Source organism: Siphonobacter aquaeclarae, assembly GCF_900103285.1.
Lineage (GTDB): Bacteria > Bacteroidota > Bacteroidia > Cytophagales > Spirosomataceae > Siphonobacter > Siphonobacter aquaeclarae.
Genome location: NZ_FNGS01000008.1, coordinates 317,006 through 335,420 on the forward strand (window position 1 = coordinate 317,006; position 18,415 = coordinate 335,420).

Genomic DNA, 18,415 nt, shown 5'->3' on the forward strand with positions numbered 1-18,415 from the left:
CATCAACTGCTGGATACAGCCGGTTCGGCGGAATACCGGACCGGCTGTTCAGGCGAAGCGAACACGTCTCAATCAGCAAAATAATCTCGCATTTTGAGGAGACCCGGGATTCGGTCATACCGGGTCTACATCCGCGACGATGCTCACGCCTTTGAAGTCTTTCGTTGTGACGACCTCTTCCACCACTTCCCGGATTTTTTCCTTGATGGCACGGAGGTTGAGGTTACGCTCGAATTTCAGGAGAACGTCGAACAGGAATTGATTGCGGATCCGTTCGACCAGCGGCGTTTCAGGCCCTTTTACGCGGTCTGTCCCGAGTTGAGCGGTGAGTAGCGCCGCGAGTCGGGAGGCGGCTGCCTGCGCCACCTGCTGCTCGATATGACGGGTAGTCAACCGGATAATGCGGGTAAAGGGCGGATAGAAGAATTGACGGCGCTCTTCCAGCTCTTCGGCAAAAAAGCCGTCGTAGTCGTTGTGGATAACCTTCGCCAGAAGAGGATCCTGCGTATTGTTTGTCTGGATGACGACCCGCCCGGCCCGGTCTTTTCGCCGTCCGGCGCGGCCTGCTACCTGGGTAAGGAGCTGAAAAGCGCGCTCAGATGCCCGGAAATCCGGAAAATGAATCATCCGGTCTGCATCAAAGATAGCCACCAGACTGACCCGGTCGAAATCGAGCCCTTTGGAAACCATCTGGGTACCGACGAGCATGTCCGTTTCCCCTTTCTCAAAATCCTGAATCATTTGCTGAAAGGCCGTTTTGGAACGGGTGGTGTCGAGGTCCATCCGCTGGATGCGGGCGGCGGGAAAATGCAGCTGCAGATCTTCTTCCAGCTTTTCGGTTCCGAAGCCGATGGTTTTAACCTTGGTACTGCCGCAGGCGGGGCAGGTACGGGGAACCGGCTCCTTGTGTCCGCAGTAATGGCAGCGCAGCTCGGCTTCCCGCTGGTGATAGGTAAGGCTGACATCGCAGCTGTCGCACTTGGCGATCCAGCCGCAATCCTCGCAGGTAATGTAAGGAGAATAACCCCGCCGGTTCTGAAACAGAATGGCCTGTTCCTTTTTTTCGAGCGTCGCGCCGAGCTCCTGCAGAAGCGCGAGGGAAAACTCTCCGCGCATGCCCCGGTTGCGGCGCGCCTGGCGGATATCAAGCAGTTCGATAGCGGGAAGGCTCGCACTGCCAAACCGTTCAGACAGCGTCACGAGACCATACCGTTCCTGCGTGGCGTGGAAATAACTTTCGATGGATGGTGTCGCCGATCCGAGCAATACCCGCGCACCCTGCATACGTGCGATGACCAGCGCCGTATCACGGGCGTGGTAGCGTGGGGCGGGATCGTATTGCTTGTAGCTGGGCTCGTGTTCTTCGTCAACAATAATCAGGCCGAGATTGTCGAACGGGAGGAAAACGGACGACCGCACGCCGATCACAAACTGAAAGCGGCCGGATAACACGCCTTTCCATACTTCCACCCGCTCATTATCCGAAAACTTGGAGTGATAAATGCCGACTTTTTCCCCGAAAATCTTCTTCAGGCGTACGACAATCTGTGTCGTCAATGCGATTTCCGGGACGAGGTACAGTACCTGGGAACCCGAAGCCAGTACCTGCTCGATGAGGTGGATATATACTTCCGTTTTTCCGGAACCCGTAACGCCGTGAAAAAGCACGGTGTCCTTCTCCTCAAATGCCTGTACGATTCCCGCCAGCGCCAGTTGCTGGGCTTCAGAGAGTGCCGGAGGCGAAGCGATGACACCTGTATCTTCGGCAAAGCGGCTTACGACAATATCGAACGTTTCAAAAATGCCCTTTTTGATCAGGGTTTCGAGCGATGAATCCGATAGTTCCTCGTTTTTGGAAAAGACCGACTTGCTGATGCCATGAGCATTCAGTTCGGGGGAGCGGAGCGCCGGCACATGGCGGAGGTATTCGAGCAGGACTTCCTGCTGCCGGGGCGTTTTCTCCAGTTGCCGGATGAGCTCCGTCAGGTTGCCGGCATCGGCATAGAAGGAGGTCAGCCGGAGCTTCCGAACGATTTTAGGTGTATACTTTTCCTTTACTTCTTCAAAAACTATGACCGCGCGTTTGCCGATCAGGGATTTGATGAGGTGGTAGACGTTCTTGATGTCAGCGAAACGGGCGAGCTCGTCGTAGGTAAGGGACTGCCGCTTCTTGATTTCTTCCACAATTTCAGCCTCCCGGGCTGTCAGCAGGTCGGGGTGTTCGAAATCAGGATTGAACTGTACTTTCGACTGGCTGGATATTTTCAGGCCAGAAGGAAGCGCCACGTTCATGACTTCCCCGATGTGGCAGAGATAATACTCTGAAATCCAGTTAAAAAGCTCTAACTGCCACCGCGTTACGAGGGGTGTGTCATCCAGTACTTCGAGGATATATTTGGCCTGGTATTGCTTCGGAGGATTGGGGTGAATGCGGGCGACGAGGGCTGTCAATACCTTCGTTTTGCCGAACTGGACAATGACCCGGGCGCCCGGTTGAATCTGCCCCGCGTATTCTCTCGGAATTCGGTACGTAAACAGCCTGGGAACCGGAACAGGAAGAATAACATCGGCAAACTGGGTAATCTCTTCCTGAAAATCGAGCTGGTTCATGACGGAAAGTTAAGATAAAAAGAGCAGGGATGGGGACCATTCGGGGATTTTGCCGGGTGTCCGGAAGAGAATACAGAAAAGCGTGTGCCCTTCGTTATCAGGAGCCGGGTCGCCCATAGCGCGAAAACCCCGCAGGAATCCACCGAAAGGAGGATAATTTTGCCTGATAATGTGTAGCTTTGCTTTTTTTAGAGTGAGGATTTCCATGGCAAAACCATTTCACGTCGTTTACGAAGACAATCATCTCATTATCGTCAACAAGGCGGCAGGAGTATTGGTGCAGGGCGATGAGACCGGCGACGTGACTCTTTCCGATTACGTCAAAGATTACATCCGCGATAAGTACGAAAAACCGGGAGCGGTGTTTCTCGGAACCGTCCACCGCCTTGACCGTCCGGTCAGCGGGCTGGTCGTGTTTGCCCGTACCTCCAAAGCGCTGGAGCGCATGAACGAGCTCTTTCGGCGGAGAGACATTCAGAAAACATACTGGGCTGTCGTCAAGAACAAACCCGAAAAGAAAAGCGGTAAACTGACGCACTGGCTCGTGAAAGACGAAGCCCGTAACGTCGTAACGGCTTATGACTACGAACGTCCCGGGGCCCAGAAGGCCGAGCTGACCTACAAGCTGCTCGGGGAAATGAACCACCATTACCTGCTGGAAGTAAACCCCGTAACCGGCCGTCCGCACCAGATCCGGGTGCAGCTGGCCAGCATGGGCTGCCCGATCCGCGGAGACCTGAAGTACGGTTATCCCCGGCCGAATCCGGATGCCAGCATCAACCTGCATGCCCGGCGGCTGTTTTTCATCCATCCGGTCAAAAAAGAAGCGATCATCTGCAAGGCGGCGCTGCCCGCCAACCCGTTCTGGGAAGAATTTCTGGAGTTTGACGACGAAGTCAACGAAGCTATTTTCCACGGCTAACCTTACTCATTCATCATGAATATTCTGGAAAAGATTGTCCTGCACAAGAAGAAGGAGGTAGCCCAGGCCAAAGCCAATATTTCGGCCAAAGAACTGGAGCTTTTTCCGGCTTTCGGGCGGAAGGTAAACTCCCTGTCTGCCAGCCTGCTGGCCGAGGGTTCTTCCGGAATTATTGCCGAATTCAAGCGGAAATCGCCTTCGAAAGGGACGATCAACGACAAAGTACTCGTTCAGGACGTCACCGCAGCCTATTCCGCTGCCGGTGCTGCCGGCCTGTCGGTCCTGACCGACGAGGAGTTTTTCGGCGGTAATGCCGACGACCTTCAGCTGGCGCGCAAGTCCAACCCCCGGACGCCGGTACTCCGCAAGGATTTCATTGTCGATGAATACCAGATCCTCGAAGCCAAGGCGTGGGGAGCCGATGTTATCCTCCTGATTGCAGCCTGCCTGACGCCGGAAGAAATCCGGAAGTATGCGGCTACTGCCCGTTCGCTGGGCCTCGAAGTACTCATGGAAGTACACGACGAAGAAGAATTGACCCGGAGCCTGACTCCCGATCTCAACCTGATCGGCGTCAATAACCGGAACCTCAAAACCTTTGAGGTATCCATCGAGACCTCTCTCCGGCTGGTCGAACAAATTCCGGATACAGTTGTTAAAGTTTCAGAGAGTGGTCTCAGCAGCGCTGAAACCATTCGCCAGTTGCATACGGCCGGTTACCGGGGTTTTCTGATCGGAGAAAACTTCATGAAGACGCCCCATCCCGGGCAGGCGCTGTCCGACCTGGTCGGCGCGCTGCAGCAGGTAACGATCTGAACACCTGACCATACGTTTCACCTTAAATCCCCACGAGCCTATGCGAATCAAAGTATGCGGTATGAAAGAGGCGGAGAATATTCGGGAATTACTGGATTTACAGCCTGATTATCTGGGGTTTATTTTCTTTGAGAAGTCCCCTCGCTACGTAGGTGAATCGTTCGATCCGGAAATAATCCGGGAGATTCCCCGGTCAGTCCGGAAAGTCGGCGTTTTTGTGAATGCCTCGATCGATCAGGTCATACGAACGGTCAAGAAGTATGCGCTGGATTATGTGCAGCTTCACGGTGAAGAAACGCCGGATTTTTGCCGGAGCCTTCAATTCAAGGGCGTGAATATCATCAAGGCATTCCGGGTGGACGATACCTTCAACTTTTCCCAGTTGAATAACTACAAACCTGTCTGCGACTATTTCCTCTTCGATACGAAAGCAAGCCAGTACGGCGGAACAGGAATAGCGTTTGACTGGGCCCTGCTTGAACGGTATGACAACGAAAAACCCTTCTTCCTGTCGGGCGGAATCGGTCCGGAAGATGCCGAGGTAATCCTCGACCTGAAGGAAAGGACGGGACTCAAGATTCACGCAGTCGACATCAACAGCAAATTCGAAATAGAACCCGGTCTGAAAGACATCGCACTGGTACGGGATTTCATCGAACGCCTGAAAGCCGAAGAAATCGAAGCATAATCGAATAAAAAAGAGCTTTCTCCAGAAACGGGGAAAGCTCTTTTTGGATTGATTTTGTAGAATCTTTTCAGGAAAAGTAGGTGACGAGGCTACTTTTGGCCGTCTATTGGAAAACTTTCCGGACAGTATCCCGAAATGTGTGAGCAGGAACAACAGGAACTCTGGTTAAAATTCAGGGCAGGGGATGCCGATGCGCTGGGCGCCCTGGCGCGGTCTCATTTCCGCCTGCTGTTTAACTATGCCTGCCAGTTTACCAAAGACCGGGAACAGATCAAGGATTGCATTCAGGACCTCTTTCTCGAACTCTGGACGCGGAGAGATGCCCTGCGTGAATCGCCCTTCGTCACCGTCTACCTCCTCAAAGCCCTGCGCAACAACCTGCTCCGGAAACTTCGCCGCGAAAAGTGGATCACCGAAGCCGAACCGGTTGACGCGCACGACCTGGCCGACGGACTTACACCGGAAGCCCTGGCTATTCAATTCGAACTTTCTGCCGAAAACCAGCACCGCCTTCGTGCGGCAATTGCTTCACTATCGCCGCGGCAGCAGGAAATCATCTTTCTTCGCTTTTACGAAGGGCTAAGCGCTGAGGAAATCACCGAGGTGATGAAAATCAACCCGCAGTCGGTGTATAACCTCCTGCATACAGCGCTGAAACAACTCAAGACGACCTGGATTCCGGAGTCGAACTTCTTTCTCCTCGCCCTTTATCACGTACTCGCAACTAACTGATTATCAGGTAAATTGTTGAATCTGTTCATTTTTTTCTTCTTTTTTTACAAAATCATCAGTAGGAAAGAAGGGAGAGGTACTGTTTCATACAGCAACCTCATCCGCTATGGACTATTCCGCTTACGGAGCTGACGATTTTTTACGTGATGCTTCCTTTCGCCGCTGGGTGCTGAAGACAGCATCGGGCGACGAACAGTTTTTCTGGGACAACTACTACCTCCGACAGCCGGCGCAGCAGGCGGAGATGGACCGGGCCGCGGCCTGGATCAGGGATTTCCGTTCTGCCTATAATGAGATTTCCGAGGAGGAGATAGACGGCGAAGTAGACCGCCTCGTTGCGTCAGCCCGCGGCACCCGGAAGCCCTTTTTCCGGATAGCCTGGGGCGCTGCCGCCGCGGTGGTACTGACTGCGGGATTGTTCTGGTGGACACAGCGTCCTGCCCGGGTTCAGCCGGTGGCAGTCGTCACCGGAGAAAAGGGGCTCAAAGAACACGCCTACCTGGAGAAAAAGAATTCCTCCGCGAAGCCGATGCTGCTTACCCTGGACGACAAAAGCTCGGTACTCCTCCAGCCCAACAGCCGGATTGTGGTCGGAAAATCAAAGGGAACAGGGAAACGGGAGGTATTTCTGGATGGCGAAGCCTTCTTCGAAGTACGGAAAGATCCGGCGAATCCCTTTTACGTATACACCCAGGGGCTGGTTGCCCGGGTACTCGGAACCAGCTTCAGCGTTGCTTCCCGGAACAAAATTGTGACGGTAACGGTAAAGACCGGGAAAGTCTCGGTTTTTCCGGACGAAGAAGCGGCATCGGCCTCAGGCGTAGTGTTGACGCCCAACCAGCGGCTGACGTTCCGGGAGCAGCAAATGACCTTCAGTAAGATTGAAGACGCGGAAGAGCTGACGATGCCGATACAGCAGCTCAGCTTCGATTTTCGCCGGACGCCGCTGTCGGAAGTATTCGCCGCGCTCGAAAAAGCCTATGGTATTCCGATCCGCTATGATAAAGAACTACTGGGGCGCTGCCAGTTGACCGCACTGCTCGGCGACGAGCCGCTGCCGGAGAAACTGAACCTGATCAGCCGGACAATGGAACTCGACTATACCCTTTCTTCCTCGGAAATTGTCATCCGGGGAACGGGCTGCAAGCAACTTATCCCGCTTAACCATACAACCTCAAATCCGTAACCTATGTCGTAACGCTTTTCGCCCGGGCAAAAAAATCGGCGAATGCTGGAACATTCGCCGACACAATCACCCTCCGTGTATTCGTGCTTTCGAAAACATCCGCTGGAACGGATGAAGGGGATCTTTTTGCCGATCCCGAAGAACCAACAAACCTGCTCAAATCTATGGGAAAACGTAGACATTCTTGTCAGATTCTGCTGAAAATCATGCGAATCGCATTGCCACAATTTCTCCTGGCGGTCGTCTTTACGACCCTTGCGCTGGCCCGCAGCGGCCATGCCCAGGAAATCCTTGACCAGCGTGTAACGGTTCGGGTTTCGAACCTGGATATTGAACGGACGCTCGAGAGAATCGAGGAAATTGCCAATGTCCGGTTTATGTATTCTCCTCAGCTGATTCAGTCGGCGCGGCTCATTTCACTCGATGCGAAACGGGAGCCGTTGTACGTACTGCTGGAGCGGCTGCTGCGCCCGATGAACCTGACGTATGAGATCACCGACCGGCGCATCCTGCTCCGGCGAACGGCGGCGGTGGAAGAACAACCGGAAATCGTCACGAAGTTTGAGCAACCCCAGGACAGGGTCGTGACCGGAACTGTTACCGACGAGAAGGGCAATCCCCTTCCGGGTGTGAATATCCAGTTGAAGGACAGCAACCGGGGTACTTCTACCGACTCGAAAGGAAAATACCGCCTCTCGATACCCGACGGCGGAGGAATACTCGTTTTCCGCTCTGTCGGATACCTGGCGGAGGAAGTGGAAATCGGCAGTAAGTCGGTCCTTGACTTTACCCTGCGTGAGGCAACGCAGGCGTTGAATGAGGTCGTCGTGGTGGGCTATGGTACCGCTCAGAAACGCGACCTTACCGGCGCTGTTTCCCAGATCAAAGCGGCACAAATCGAAAATGAAAACCCCAATACGGTGCAGGATATGCTCCGCGGGAACGTAGCCGGGCTGAACGTAGGCTATGACGCGTCTGCGAAAGGAGGCGGAGACCTCCAGGTACGGGGTCGTACTTCGCTGAATGCCAGCTCGTCGCCGCTGCTGGTAGTAGACGGCGTCATTTACTACGGCGCCCTTTCCGATATCAACCCCAATGATATTGAAACCCTGGATGTACTGAAAGATGCCAGCTCGGCTGCGGTATTCGGGGCGAAAGCTGCCAGCGGTGTAATCCTGATCACCACGAAAAAAGGAAAAGGAGACAAGCCGACTATCAGTTTTGATGCCAACGTAGGCGTTTCAACCCTCGCCCGGGATCAGCCGGTGTATGGACCGGAAGGATATGTCAGATGGCGGGAGGATGTTCTCAAAAGCCAGAACCTCAACGCGAAACCGTATCAGTTTTCGAATCCGTCGAACCTGCCTTCGGATGTTTCGCTGCAACAGTGGCTGGCCTATGACGGATCGAGTGGCGATCCGACGAACGTATGGCTGAACCGGTTGAAGTTTCAGCCGATTGAAATTGAAAATTACAAAGCCGGAAAGACGGTCAACTGGTACGACAAGGTTTTCCACGCCGCCAAACGCCAGGATTACAACGTCAGCATCTCCGGAAAGAAAAACGATTTCACGTACTACTACTCGCTGGGCTATCTCAATAATGAAGGGATTGTGGTGGGAGACCGGTTTTCAACGATCCGGACCCGCTTCAACATGGAAAGTAAGATTACCTCGTTCCTGTCGGCAGGTCTGAACGCCCAGTTTTCGGACCGGGACGAGAGCCAGGTAGCGGCCGACTGGGGCCAGATTACCCTTGCTTCCCCGTACGGATCGGAATACGACGCCCAGGGCAACTACCGCTGGAGCCCGCAGGACGATCCCGGCGGCGGCTCGCGGCACCCGTTCCTGTCGATGGCGTATACGGATCGTCTCAAGAAATACAATACGCTGATTTCCACGTTGTTCGCGAAGGTAAACCTGCCGTTCGGCATTACCTATCAGATCAACTATACACCGCGGTTTGAGTGGTACCGGTACTTCAACGGAGAATCTTCGCACCACCCGGAATGGAAAAACGTGGGTGGCCGGGCTTCCCGCGAGGAAAACATGGTCTACAACTGGCAGGTGGATAATCTTCTTAAATGGAATAAGACGATCGGCAAGATTCACCATTTTGACGTGACCCTGCTCGCCAACGCCGAGAAGTTCCAGAGCTGGAACAATACCATCACCAACAATGGCTTCGACCCGAACGACAACCTCGGTTACCACCGGATTCAGGCGGGAATCAATGCGATTGTGACGTCGAACGACGAATACAGTACTGCCGATGCCCTCATGGGACGCCTGTTTTACTCGCTGAAGCAGAAGTACCTCCTGACGGTTTCGGCCCGCCGCGACGGATACTCAGCCTTCGGTCAGGCCAACCCGCGGGCTACATTTCCGTCGATCGCCGGCGGCTGGGTTTTCAGCGACGAAAACTTCGCCAAAACGCCCTGGCTTAACTACGGAAAACTACGCCTGTCGTGGGGCGTGAACGGAAACCGGGATATCGGCCGGTACGTAGCCCTTTCGGATCTGACAACCGGGAAATACCTGATGGTGCGCAACGACGGCACCGTGTACCAGGTATCCCAGCTGTATGTCAACCGGATGAACAACAAAAACCTGAAGTGGGAAAAGACGACATCGATCAACCTCGGGCTCGATTTCTCCCTTTTCAACAGCCGCCTGGATGGTACCGTGGAGTTGTACCATATGTCGACGAAAGACCTGCTTGTCCAGCGGACCCTGCCGGATATCCTCGGCTTCAACTACGTCTGGGATAACCTCGGCGAGGTACAGAACCGGGGAATTGAACTGTCGCTCAACTCACGGGTGATGGATACGCGGACGTTTTCCTGGAAAGTATCGGCCAATTTCTCCCTGAACCGCAACAAAGTCGTGCACCTCTACGGAGATAGGGTAGATGTAAAAGACGCCAACGGAAATGTCATCGGAAGCCGGGAAGCAGACGACCTGACCAATAAATGGTTCATCGGCAAGGCGCTGGATCAGATCTGGGACCAGAAAACGACGGGTATCTGGCAGTCGTCCGAAGCCGATATGGCGGGCAAGTATGGCGTGCGTCCCGGAGATTTCAAGGTTCAGGATGTCAACGGTGATTTCAAGTACACCGATGCCGACCGGCAGTTCCTGGGTTATACCGCGCCCCGTTTCCGCTGGAACCTGCGGAACGAGTTCAATCTGTGGAAAAATTTCGACGTGTCCTTCATGCTCTATTCGTACTGGGGCCACATGAATAGCTTCAATCAGGCGAAAAACCAGGGGCTGGCCGACCGGACTTCTTCTTACGTCATGCCGTACTGGACGGCGGAAAACCCGAACAACGAATATGCCCGTCTGGCCTCCAGCAACGGCAGCGCGAACTTCAGCGTGTACCGGCAGAAGTCGTTCATCCGGTTTGATAACATCTCCATGTCTTACACCTTCCCGAAGGAGCTGATCTCGAAGGCGAAAATCCAGCGGCTGAAGGCCTACCTCACCGTCCGGAACCTCGGCTACTATGCGCCGCAGTGGAATTTCTGGGATCCGGAAAACAGCGGACCGACGCCGCGCACTTTTACGATGGGACTTAATGTGACGCTCTGACCTTTTTTACGACTATGAAAACTTATATGAACCGACTGGCGGTTGCGGGCCTGCTCGTCGCGGCAACGGCCGGATGCAACAAAGACTGGCTGACGCCGAAGCCGCTTTCGTTTTACGCGCCTGAAAATACCTTTATTGACGCCGACGGAATGGACGGCGCGCTCGTAGCCTGCCTCCGGAACATGCGGTACGAATGGTCGGGCGATGCTGCGCCGATCATCACCGAGACTATCTTTTCGGAAGTAGCGGTAGAAGGGACGACCGATAAATCGGGCCCGGCCCAGGACCTCAACCTGATGATTACCCCCGATGCCAACCTCAACAGCAACGACTACAACAAAATCGGCTGGTACTGGTACGAAGGCTACAAGGGGGTGAAATATGCCAACGTAGTCATTTCCCGGATCGACGACGCGAAATATGCCTCCGAAGCCGAACGGAATGCCGTATTGGGAAAAGCCTATTTTCACCGGGCGTTCCGTTACTACAAGCTGGCGCTGCAATTCGGCGATATTCCGTTTATTCTGAAGGAAATAACGGAACCCCGTCTCGATTTTTATTCGACGAAGCGGGAAGTCGTTCTTCAGAAAATGAAAGAAGACCTCGAGTTTGCTGAAAAATGGGTACCCGACAATGTGGACAAGGGTGAGGTTACCAAAGGCGCTGTCAGCCACCTGCTGACGAAGGTGAACCTCGCGCTCGGCAAGTTTGACGATGCCATCAAATCGGCCAGCAATGTGATCGACGGCGGGGTTTATGCCCTGATGACCAATCGTTTCGGCGCAGACAAAAACGACGCGACGAAAAACGTGGTATGGGACCTGCACCGTCCGGAAAACAAGTCCCTGGCTGAGAACCGGGAAGCGCTGATGCTGGTCATCGACCGGATCAATATTGAAGGAAATATGGATGGCGGCACGCAGCTCATGCGGAATACCGTCCCGCAATGGTACAACACCATCAATACGCCAAGCGGACGGAAGGCAACGAGCGACGCCGCCGATATTGAAATTGATCAGTCCACCAAATATGGCCGGGGCATCGGCCGCTGCCGGGGTACCTGGTACAGCACGCACCGGATCTGGACCGACAAGACCGATCTCCGCCATGCCAAAGGCAACTGGATGGACATGGAAGACCTGGTCTACAACCACCCGGATCTCAAGAAAAACAACGACTCCTACTACGGAAAACCTCTTCAGCGCTTCAATGCCAGCGGGGTGATGCTCGTAACGGATACCATCCGGAGCTGGTTCAGCTGGCCGCACTACAAGCTGTTTATTCCCGATCCGCAAAACAAACCTGCGCGGGGCGGTAACTCCGACTGGTATGTGTTCCGCCTCGCCGAAACGTACCTTCTCCGGGCCGAGGCGCATTACTGGAAAGGAAACCTGGCGGCTGCGGCGGCAGACCTGAACGTGGTCCGCAGTCGCGCAAGGGCTACTCCGCTGACTGCCGGAGAAGTGAACATCGGCACAATTCTCGACGAGCGCGCACGCGAACTCTATTTCGAAGAGCCCCGGAAAACCGAGCTGACGCGGATTGCCTACCTCTTTGCCTTGACCGGTCAAACGGCATACAACGGCAAGACGTACAAACTCGAAAACTTCTCGGAGAATAACTTTTTCTATGATCGTATCATGGAAAAGAATGAGTTCTACAACAAGGGCGTCGTCACCAATCATGGAGATAAGTACACGATGAGCCCTTACCATGTACTGTGGCCTATACCCCGGAACGCGATCCGTTCCAATACCAAGGGAAGGATCAACCAGAACAAGGGGTACTCCGGATACGAAGAAAACGTACCTCCGCTGACGGAGATTAAGGAGTAAGGAAAACGGCTGCTTCGGAAGAGGCAGCCGTTTTTATTGCATGGGGCAGAGGGCATGGGGCTTGTCAGATCTTCCGCGACGAAGATCCCCGCACAATCAACTCCGTTTGAAGAACCCGCGTCGTCGGGGCGGTTTGTGTGCCGACCGTTTCGAGGAACAGGCGGGCGGCGGTGCGGCCCATTTCGTAGACGGGCTGGGCGACCGTCGTCAGGCCCGGTTCAATAATCGCCGAAATAGGGTCGTCGCTGAAGCCCACTACCGCCAGCTCGTCGGGAATACAAATACCCCGTGCTTTGGCTGCCAGAATAACCTGAATAGCTGTGGGGTCGTTGACGGCAAAGATCGCTTCGGGCGGTTGCGGCAGGTCGAGGAGGTACCGGGCGTAAATCCGTGCTTTTTCGTCTGTGAGATCGTAGGAAATCAGGAGCTCCGGATCGAAGGGAATACCGGCCTGCTCCAGCGCATCGAGGTAGGCCTGCTGCCGGAGGCGGCTGACGAGGAGACTGGGCGGGCCCGCGATATGGGCAATCCGGCGGTATCCCTGGTCGATGAGGTGCTGAACGGCCCGGAACGCGCCGGCGTAGTCGTCGACTACCACCCGGTGCGTATCCAGCTCCGGGCAGATGCGGTTAAAGAAGACCAGGGGAATGCCTTTCTTTTCCAGTGCCCGGAAGTGTTCGACGTTGTTGGTCTGGCTGGTGATGGATACAAGAAGGCCATCGACCCGGCTCGACATCAGCGCTTTCACATTTGCTACTTCTGTCTGATAAGATTCGTTGGACTGGCAGATCATGAGGTTGTACCCGGCTGCCTGCAGTACTTCCTGCGCGCCAATGATGACTTCCGGAAAGAAATAATGCCGGAATTCGGGCACAATCATTCCGACCATATTACTCTGGCTTTTCACCAGGCCATAAGCGAGGAGGTTCGGCTGGTAGTCGAGCTGCTGGGCGAGCTCCATCACGGCCTCCCGCGTTCCCGGGTGGATATCCGACTGCCCGCGGAGCGCGCGGGAGACGGTCGACTTCGAAATGCCCAGTTCCCGGGCAATATCCACAATAGTCACCTGGTGCCGGGAGCGGGCAGCCGGCGGCGCCGTGTCGGCAAGGGTAAAGTGAGCGGCACAGGTTTTGCAGAAATACCGTTGTTTTCCCCGGACGATTCCGGCTTTCGTTACGGCGTCGACCTGCTGGCATTTCGGGCAGCGTATCATAGGCTTAGAAATTGTACTTTTTTAATTATGTGTGGGTTTGGGAAAGAACTTTCATGTGTTGGCCTATTCTCCCCAAAGTGATACACAAATCTACAAATTTTCCTGAAATCTACCTATCGAGAACATTTCCGGGAATGTTCCCGGTAGTTTCATCGATCATTCTGTCACTATTTCTATTGATTCTGGTAAAAAACGAAGTAAGTTCAAAGGATTGACGTCAGAAGAGCCAGAGCGGGGCAATTCGGTCGTTTCAATCAAAATTTGTATTTTAAAAAGAACTTAACTTCTAAACCTATGCCTACATTCATACGTCAGCTCTGGATCGGGTTGGGGTGTCTGCTGAGTCTCTCGGTTGCGGCTCAGAACGTCACTGTGCGTGGAAAAGTAACGGAAGCGTCGTCGGGAGAGCCCCTGACAGGCGTCAGTATTGCCATCAAAGGAACAACCCGCGGAACGAACTCCAGCGCCACGGGAGAATACGTCCTGAGTAACGTGCCTGCGGGCGCAACGCTGTCGGTCACATCAATCGGTTACAAGTCGCAGGAAATCGCGGTGGGTAACCAGACAATCATCAACATCTCGATGCAGGCAGAGGAAAAGGGGCTGGATGAAGTGGTGGTCGTCGGCTACGGTACCCAGCGGAAAGTGGAAACGACCGGATCGATTGCTTCGGTGAAGGCCTCGGATCTGGTACAGACGCCGGTTGCCAACCTCGCTCAGGGGCTTCAGTCCCGGGTATCGGGGGTGCAGATTAACCAGAACTCGGGTTCACCAGGAGGCAATGTCAGTGTACGTATAAGGGGTACGAACTCAATTAGCGGCACATCGGAACCGTTGTACGTTATCGACGGAATTCAGATTTCCAATAGCGGCGGTATCAACGATGTGAGTCCGCTCTCGACGATCAACCCCAATGACATTGAGTCGATCGAAGTACTGAAAGATGCTTCGGCTTCTGCTATCTATGGCGCGCGTGCTGCGAATGGTGTCGTTCTGATTACTACAAAGCGCGGCAAATCGGGTATGACCCGCGTGACGGTCGACAGTTACTACGGCACACAGCAGGTAAACAAAACATTACCCGTTTTGAATGCCGCTCAGTTTGCTCAACTGGAAAATGAAGTATTTAAGAATAACTATTATCCCGACCCAGCATCGCTTGGGAAGGGGACGGACTGGCAGAACCTTGTTTTCAGGAAGGCGCCTATCCAGAGCCATCAGTTGTCGATAACAGGAGGTTCTGAGAAAACGCAGCTTGCGATGTCTCTTAACTACTTTGATCAGGATGGAATCATTGTCGCATCGAACTTTAAGCGGTATTCCTACCGCGTCAATGTCGACCATAAAGCCAGCAACTGGTTAAAAGTTGGTACCAGCATCCTGGGCAGCTATTCTGTTAATAACGGTATTAACACCGGTGCCACGGCTATTGGCGATGCGGGAGTAGTGACGGCGTCAGTTTTAGGGGCTGCTATCGGGGCGCCTCCGACCTTACAGCCCTATCGCTCTGACGGGTCTATTTCTCCATTCGGTGAACAGGCGGGGGGACAATATCGAGAAGTATCAAATCCTCTTGGTTTTACGGCTGTTAAAAACCAGCTGACGTTGAAGCGGACGCTTGTCAACCTCTATGGTGAAGCCACTCTGGCGAAGGGTCTGACATACCGGGCGTCTTTCAATGTTGATATGCAGAGTGGTCTTCGGGATACCTATTCCCCGAGATCGATTATTGCAGTAAAAGATCAAACGGCGACATCAGGATCGGCATCGAAAACAAACACGAACAATCTGACTCTCCTTCACGAAAGCATCCTGACTTACGCCAAAACGTTTGCTGCTCACCATAGCGTCAAACTGACAGCGGTATTCGCAACCCAGAAGGACTCCTATAACTACAATGGAATTTCGGCACAAGGCTTTCCTAATGACCTGACGACAAACGAAAGTCTTCAGGGAGCGGCGACATTCACGGCTAATTCTGACCGTAATGAACAACGCCTTGATTCGTACATGGCCCGTGTCAATTATGGCTACAAAGACAAGTTTTTTCTTGATCTGACAGCACGGGCAGATGGTCTTTCCAAGTTCGGGAAAAACAATAAGTACGGCATCTTTCCTGCGGTTTCAGCAGCCTGGCGGATCATAGAGGAACCCTTTCTGAAGAATATCAACTCGCTGTCAGACCTGAAGTTACGCGGAAGCTGGGGTGTGACGGGCAACGCAGGAGGTTTATCACCGTACCAGTCACTGGCGATTGTCGGGTCTACGGGTAGTAACTATGATATCAATCATACCTATACCACGGGGATGAACCCGACGGGTATTGCCAACCCGGATTTGCGTTGGGAGAAGTCATCTCAGGCAGATATTGGTCTGGATATCAGTTTGTTGCGAAACCGGTTGAACATCATTGTTGATTACTATTATAAACAGACCAAAGACCTTCTTTATCAGAAAACCATGCCGCTCAGCTCCGGTTATTCAAGCATGGTTGGCAATTTCGCTTCTCTTGAAAACAGAGGAATTGAACTGGCGGTAAGCGGTCAGATTTTGAATGGACCGCTTAAATGGTCTGCATCTGCCAACATAACGGCCAACAGAAACAAGCTTCTGAGTATTGATGGCGGCGTAACCGATGAGGTTTTCATGACAGCTTATACCCTGCTGAAAGTTGGCCAGCCGCTTGGAGTGTTTAAAACGTTCGTTTTCGATGGTATCAATCAAACTGGAGAAGCTATTCTCCAGGGTTATGACGGGCGTCTCGGCGGGTACAAAGTAAAAGATGTTAACGGCGACGGACAGATTTCTTCAGCCGATCAGGTCATCACCGGAAACCCGAATCCGAAATTTATCTATGGATTCTCTACCAACCTGAGCTACAAGAACTTTGACTTCAGTGCTTTCTTTTCCGGGACACAGGGTAACCAGATTTACAACGCAGCCCGGTTATCGTTTGAAATGCCGCTCGGGCAGCGGAATCAGTTTGCCGGAGTAGCTAATCGCTGGTCGGCTTCCAATCCGAGCAACGAGTATGTCAGCGGCTTTCAAGGCGGACGCCTGCCGGTGACGGATCACATGGTTGAAGACGGGTCGTACCTGCGCTGCAAGAACATCACACTGGGCTATACACTACCGAAAATCAAAGGCGTTCAACGGATTCGCGTGTATGCAAGCGGAAACAACCTGTTTACAATCACCAATTACAGCGGTTATGATCCCGAAGTGAACACGTATGCGGGTTCCAATACGGTGATCGGAGTTGATAACCTCGTGTATCCGCAGGCGAAATCCTTCCTTGGTGGTATTCAACTGACATTCTAAGCCTCTATCCTGAGATGAAAAAGATCCTGAATTTTGCCGTCGCCGGAGTGGCTGTTATGCTGAGCTCCTGCGAGTTGGATGAAAAACTATACTCTTCCATTTATACGGATGCCTTTTACAAAACGGCTGGAGATGCCGAAAAAGCATTGATCGCGGTATACGGACCCCTCGGCGACATGTACTCCGGACCGGCCGCTACATTGGTGCCGGATTTCAGCGATGACCAGTCTTACCCGCGCGGTGTTGTAGGGCGAAATACACTCACCCTTTTCACCTACGATCCATTCTATACGACGCAACGGAGCAACGGTCGCCTCAACGAATCTCCGCAGCAAATCTGGGCATCCTCCTATAGTGGCATTGAGAAAGCAAACTGGCTTATTGCGAAGGTCCCGGAAACGGCTATGGACGAAACGCGAAAGAAGCAAATCATAGGGGAAGCCTATTTTCTTCGGGCGTTTTTCTTCTGGTCTCTGACCAAGAATTTCGGAGATGTCCCAATTAAGACAACTCCCAGTAATAGTCAGGAAGCTGCAATTGTCGGGAAAAGCTCCCGCGCAGATGTGTATAAACAGATTTATGCCGATCTCGACAAAGCACTGGAAGCAGGCTTACCATCCTATCCGACTGTGGATAAAGGCCGTCCTTCCAAGGAAGTTGTCAATGCCCTTTATGCGAAAGCCGCGTTGTACAACGAAGATTGGGCAAAGGCACTCGAAAAAGCACAATCTGTTATTACATCCGGAAAGTACTCGCTCATGGCCGACGTCCGCGACGTCTATAAATATGACAAAGAAGACGCTGCCCGCATCGAGAACATGTGGGCCTACGAATCCGACCCGATTTCTCCGGGGCGCGCACATCAGTTGACAGGCCTCTGCGGCCCTCCGGGGAGTGCCGGGCCGGCATACGGCGTTACCACGTACGGTTCCATGTTCGCCTACCAGTCTTTCTTTAACTCGTTCAATCCGAAAGACCAGCGACGTTTGCTGCTCGATACCACCTATGTCGACAAAAACGGTAAAACCATTCCGCAGCGCAGTGTTACGCCGATTACGACCGACGGCGTGCTGATCAAGAAGTACCAGGACCCGGTTTCGACGATCGGTCTGATTCCGAATATCCCCATTCTTCGCCTGCCGGATATGTACCTCATCGCTGCTGAGGCAGAGGCGCGGTTGAACGGAGCTACTACTTCCGCGTATGGATACATCAACGCCGTCCGGAAGCGCGCCGGCCTTGCCGATCTGGCAACAGGGCTGAGTAAGGATGCCTTTGTCGACGCTGTGATTCAGGAACGTGCATGGGAGTTTTTTGCTGAAGGCGACCGCTGGTATGACCTCACCCGCACGGGTAAGTTCCTCACGGTGATCCCGAAAGCAGTCAACGCCGTGTATCCGACCCGGAATGTTCAGGCGAAAAACAAGTACTTCCCCATTCCGCAGGAAGAAATCAACGCCAATCCCAAACTGGAGCAGAATCCGGACTGGAAATAACGC

General features: G+C 53.4%; 11 protein-coding genes. 9 read left to right on the forward strand and 2 right to left on the reverse strand.

The features are described 5' to 3' along the window. Positions 1-114: 114 nt before the first annotated feature. Positions 115-2,610, reverse strand: coding sequence for a replication restart helicase PriA (gene priA, locus BLR09_RS20750; RefSeq protein WP_093207505.1), 2,496 nt, complete (start codon positions 2,608-2,610; stop codon positions 115-117). A gap of 205 nt (positions 2,611-2,815) precedes the next feature. Here priA and BLR09_RS20760 point away from each other — a divergent pair, with 205 nt between their 5' ends. The 7 genes from BLR09_RS20760 to BLR09_RS20790 all read left to right on the forward strand — a co-directional run bounded on the left by BLR09_RS20760 (position 2,816) and on the right by BLR09_RS20790 (position 12,382). Next, positions 2,816-3,532 (forward strand): RluA family pseudouridine synthase, encoded by a 717-nt coding sequence (locus BLR09_RS20760; RefSeq protein WP_093207508.1) that lies wholly within the window; start codon positions 2,816-2,818, stop codon positions 3,530-3,532. A 15-nt stretch (positions 3,533-3,547) separates the two neighbouring features. Beyond that, positions 3,548-4,348: an indole-3-glycerol phosphate synthase TrpC gene (trpC, locus tag BLR09_RS20765; protein WP_093207510.1), complete on the forward strand. Its 801-nt coding sequence runs from the start codon at positions 3,548-3,550 to the stop codon at positions 4,346-4,348. A gap of 40 nt (positions 4,349-4,388) precedes the next feature. Next, positions 4,389-5,036, forward strand: a complete 648-nt coding sequence (locus BLR09_RS20770) for a phosphoribosylanthranilate isomerase (RefSeq protein ID WP_093207511.1) — start codon at positions 4,389-4,391, stop codon at positions 5,034-5,036. 135 nt (positions 5,037-5,171) lie between these two features. After that, a complete protein-coding gene (locus BLR09_RS20775; RefSeq protein ID WP_093207512.1) occupies positions 5,172-5,768 on the forward strand; it encodes an RNA polymerase sigma factor in 597 nt (198 codons plus the stop codon). Positions 5,769-5,874: 106 nt separating this feature from the next. Further along, the gene (locus BLR09_RS20780) at positions 5,875-6,954 is read left to right on the forward strand and encodes a FecR family protein (RefSeq protein WP_093207513.1); all 1,080 of its coding nucleotides are present in this window, start codon (positions 5,875-5,877) and stop codon (positions 6,952-6,954) included. Between the two features lie 164 nt (positions 6,955-7,118). Then, positions 7,119-10,547 (forward strand): TonB-dependent receptor, encoded by a 3,429-nt coding sequence (locus BLR09_RS20785; protein WP_245689975.1) that lies wholly within the window; start codon positions 7,119-7,121, stop codon positions 10,545-10,547. 14 nt (positions 10,548-10,561) lie between these two features. After that, complete coding sequence (locus BLR09_RS20790) at positions 10,562-12,382, forward strand: RagB/SusD family nutrient uptake outer membrane protein (protein ID WP_093207515.1); 1,821 nt, start codon at positions 10,562-10,564, stop codon at positions 12,380-12,382. A gap of 64 nt (positions 12,383-12,446) precedes the next feature. On the opposite strand, the gene BLR09_RS20795 is transcribed toward BLR09_RS20790, so the two are convergent. Then, a complete protein-coding gene (locus tag BLR09_RS20795; RefSeq protein WP_093207516.1) occupies positions 12,447-13,595 on the reverse strand; it encodes a LacI family DNA-binding transcriptional regulator in 1,149 nt (382 codons plus the stop codon). Positions 13,596-13,889: 294 nt separating this feature from the next. Here BLR09_RS20795 and BLR09_RS20800 point away from each other — a divergent pair, with 294 nt between their 5' ends. Together BLR09_RS20800 and BLR09_RS20805 are read left to right on the forward strand one after the other, a co-directional pair. Beyond that, positions 13,890-16,916, forward strand: coding sequence for a SusC/RagA family TonB-linked outer membrane protein (locus BLR09_RS20800; protein ID WP_093207518.1), 3,027 nt, complete (start codon positions 13,890-13,892; stop codon positions 16,914-16,916). A gap of 14 nt (positions 16,917-16,930) precedes the next feature. Then, a complete protein-coding gene (locus BLR09_RS20805) occupies positions 16,931-18,412 on the forward strand; it encodes a RagB/SusD family nutrient uptake outer membrane protein (RefSeq protein ID WP_093207519.1) in 1,482 nt (493 codons plus the stop codon). The last annotated feature ends 3 nt before the right edge of the window (positions 18,413-18,415 follow it).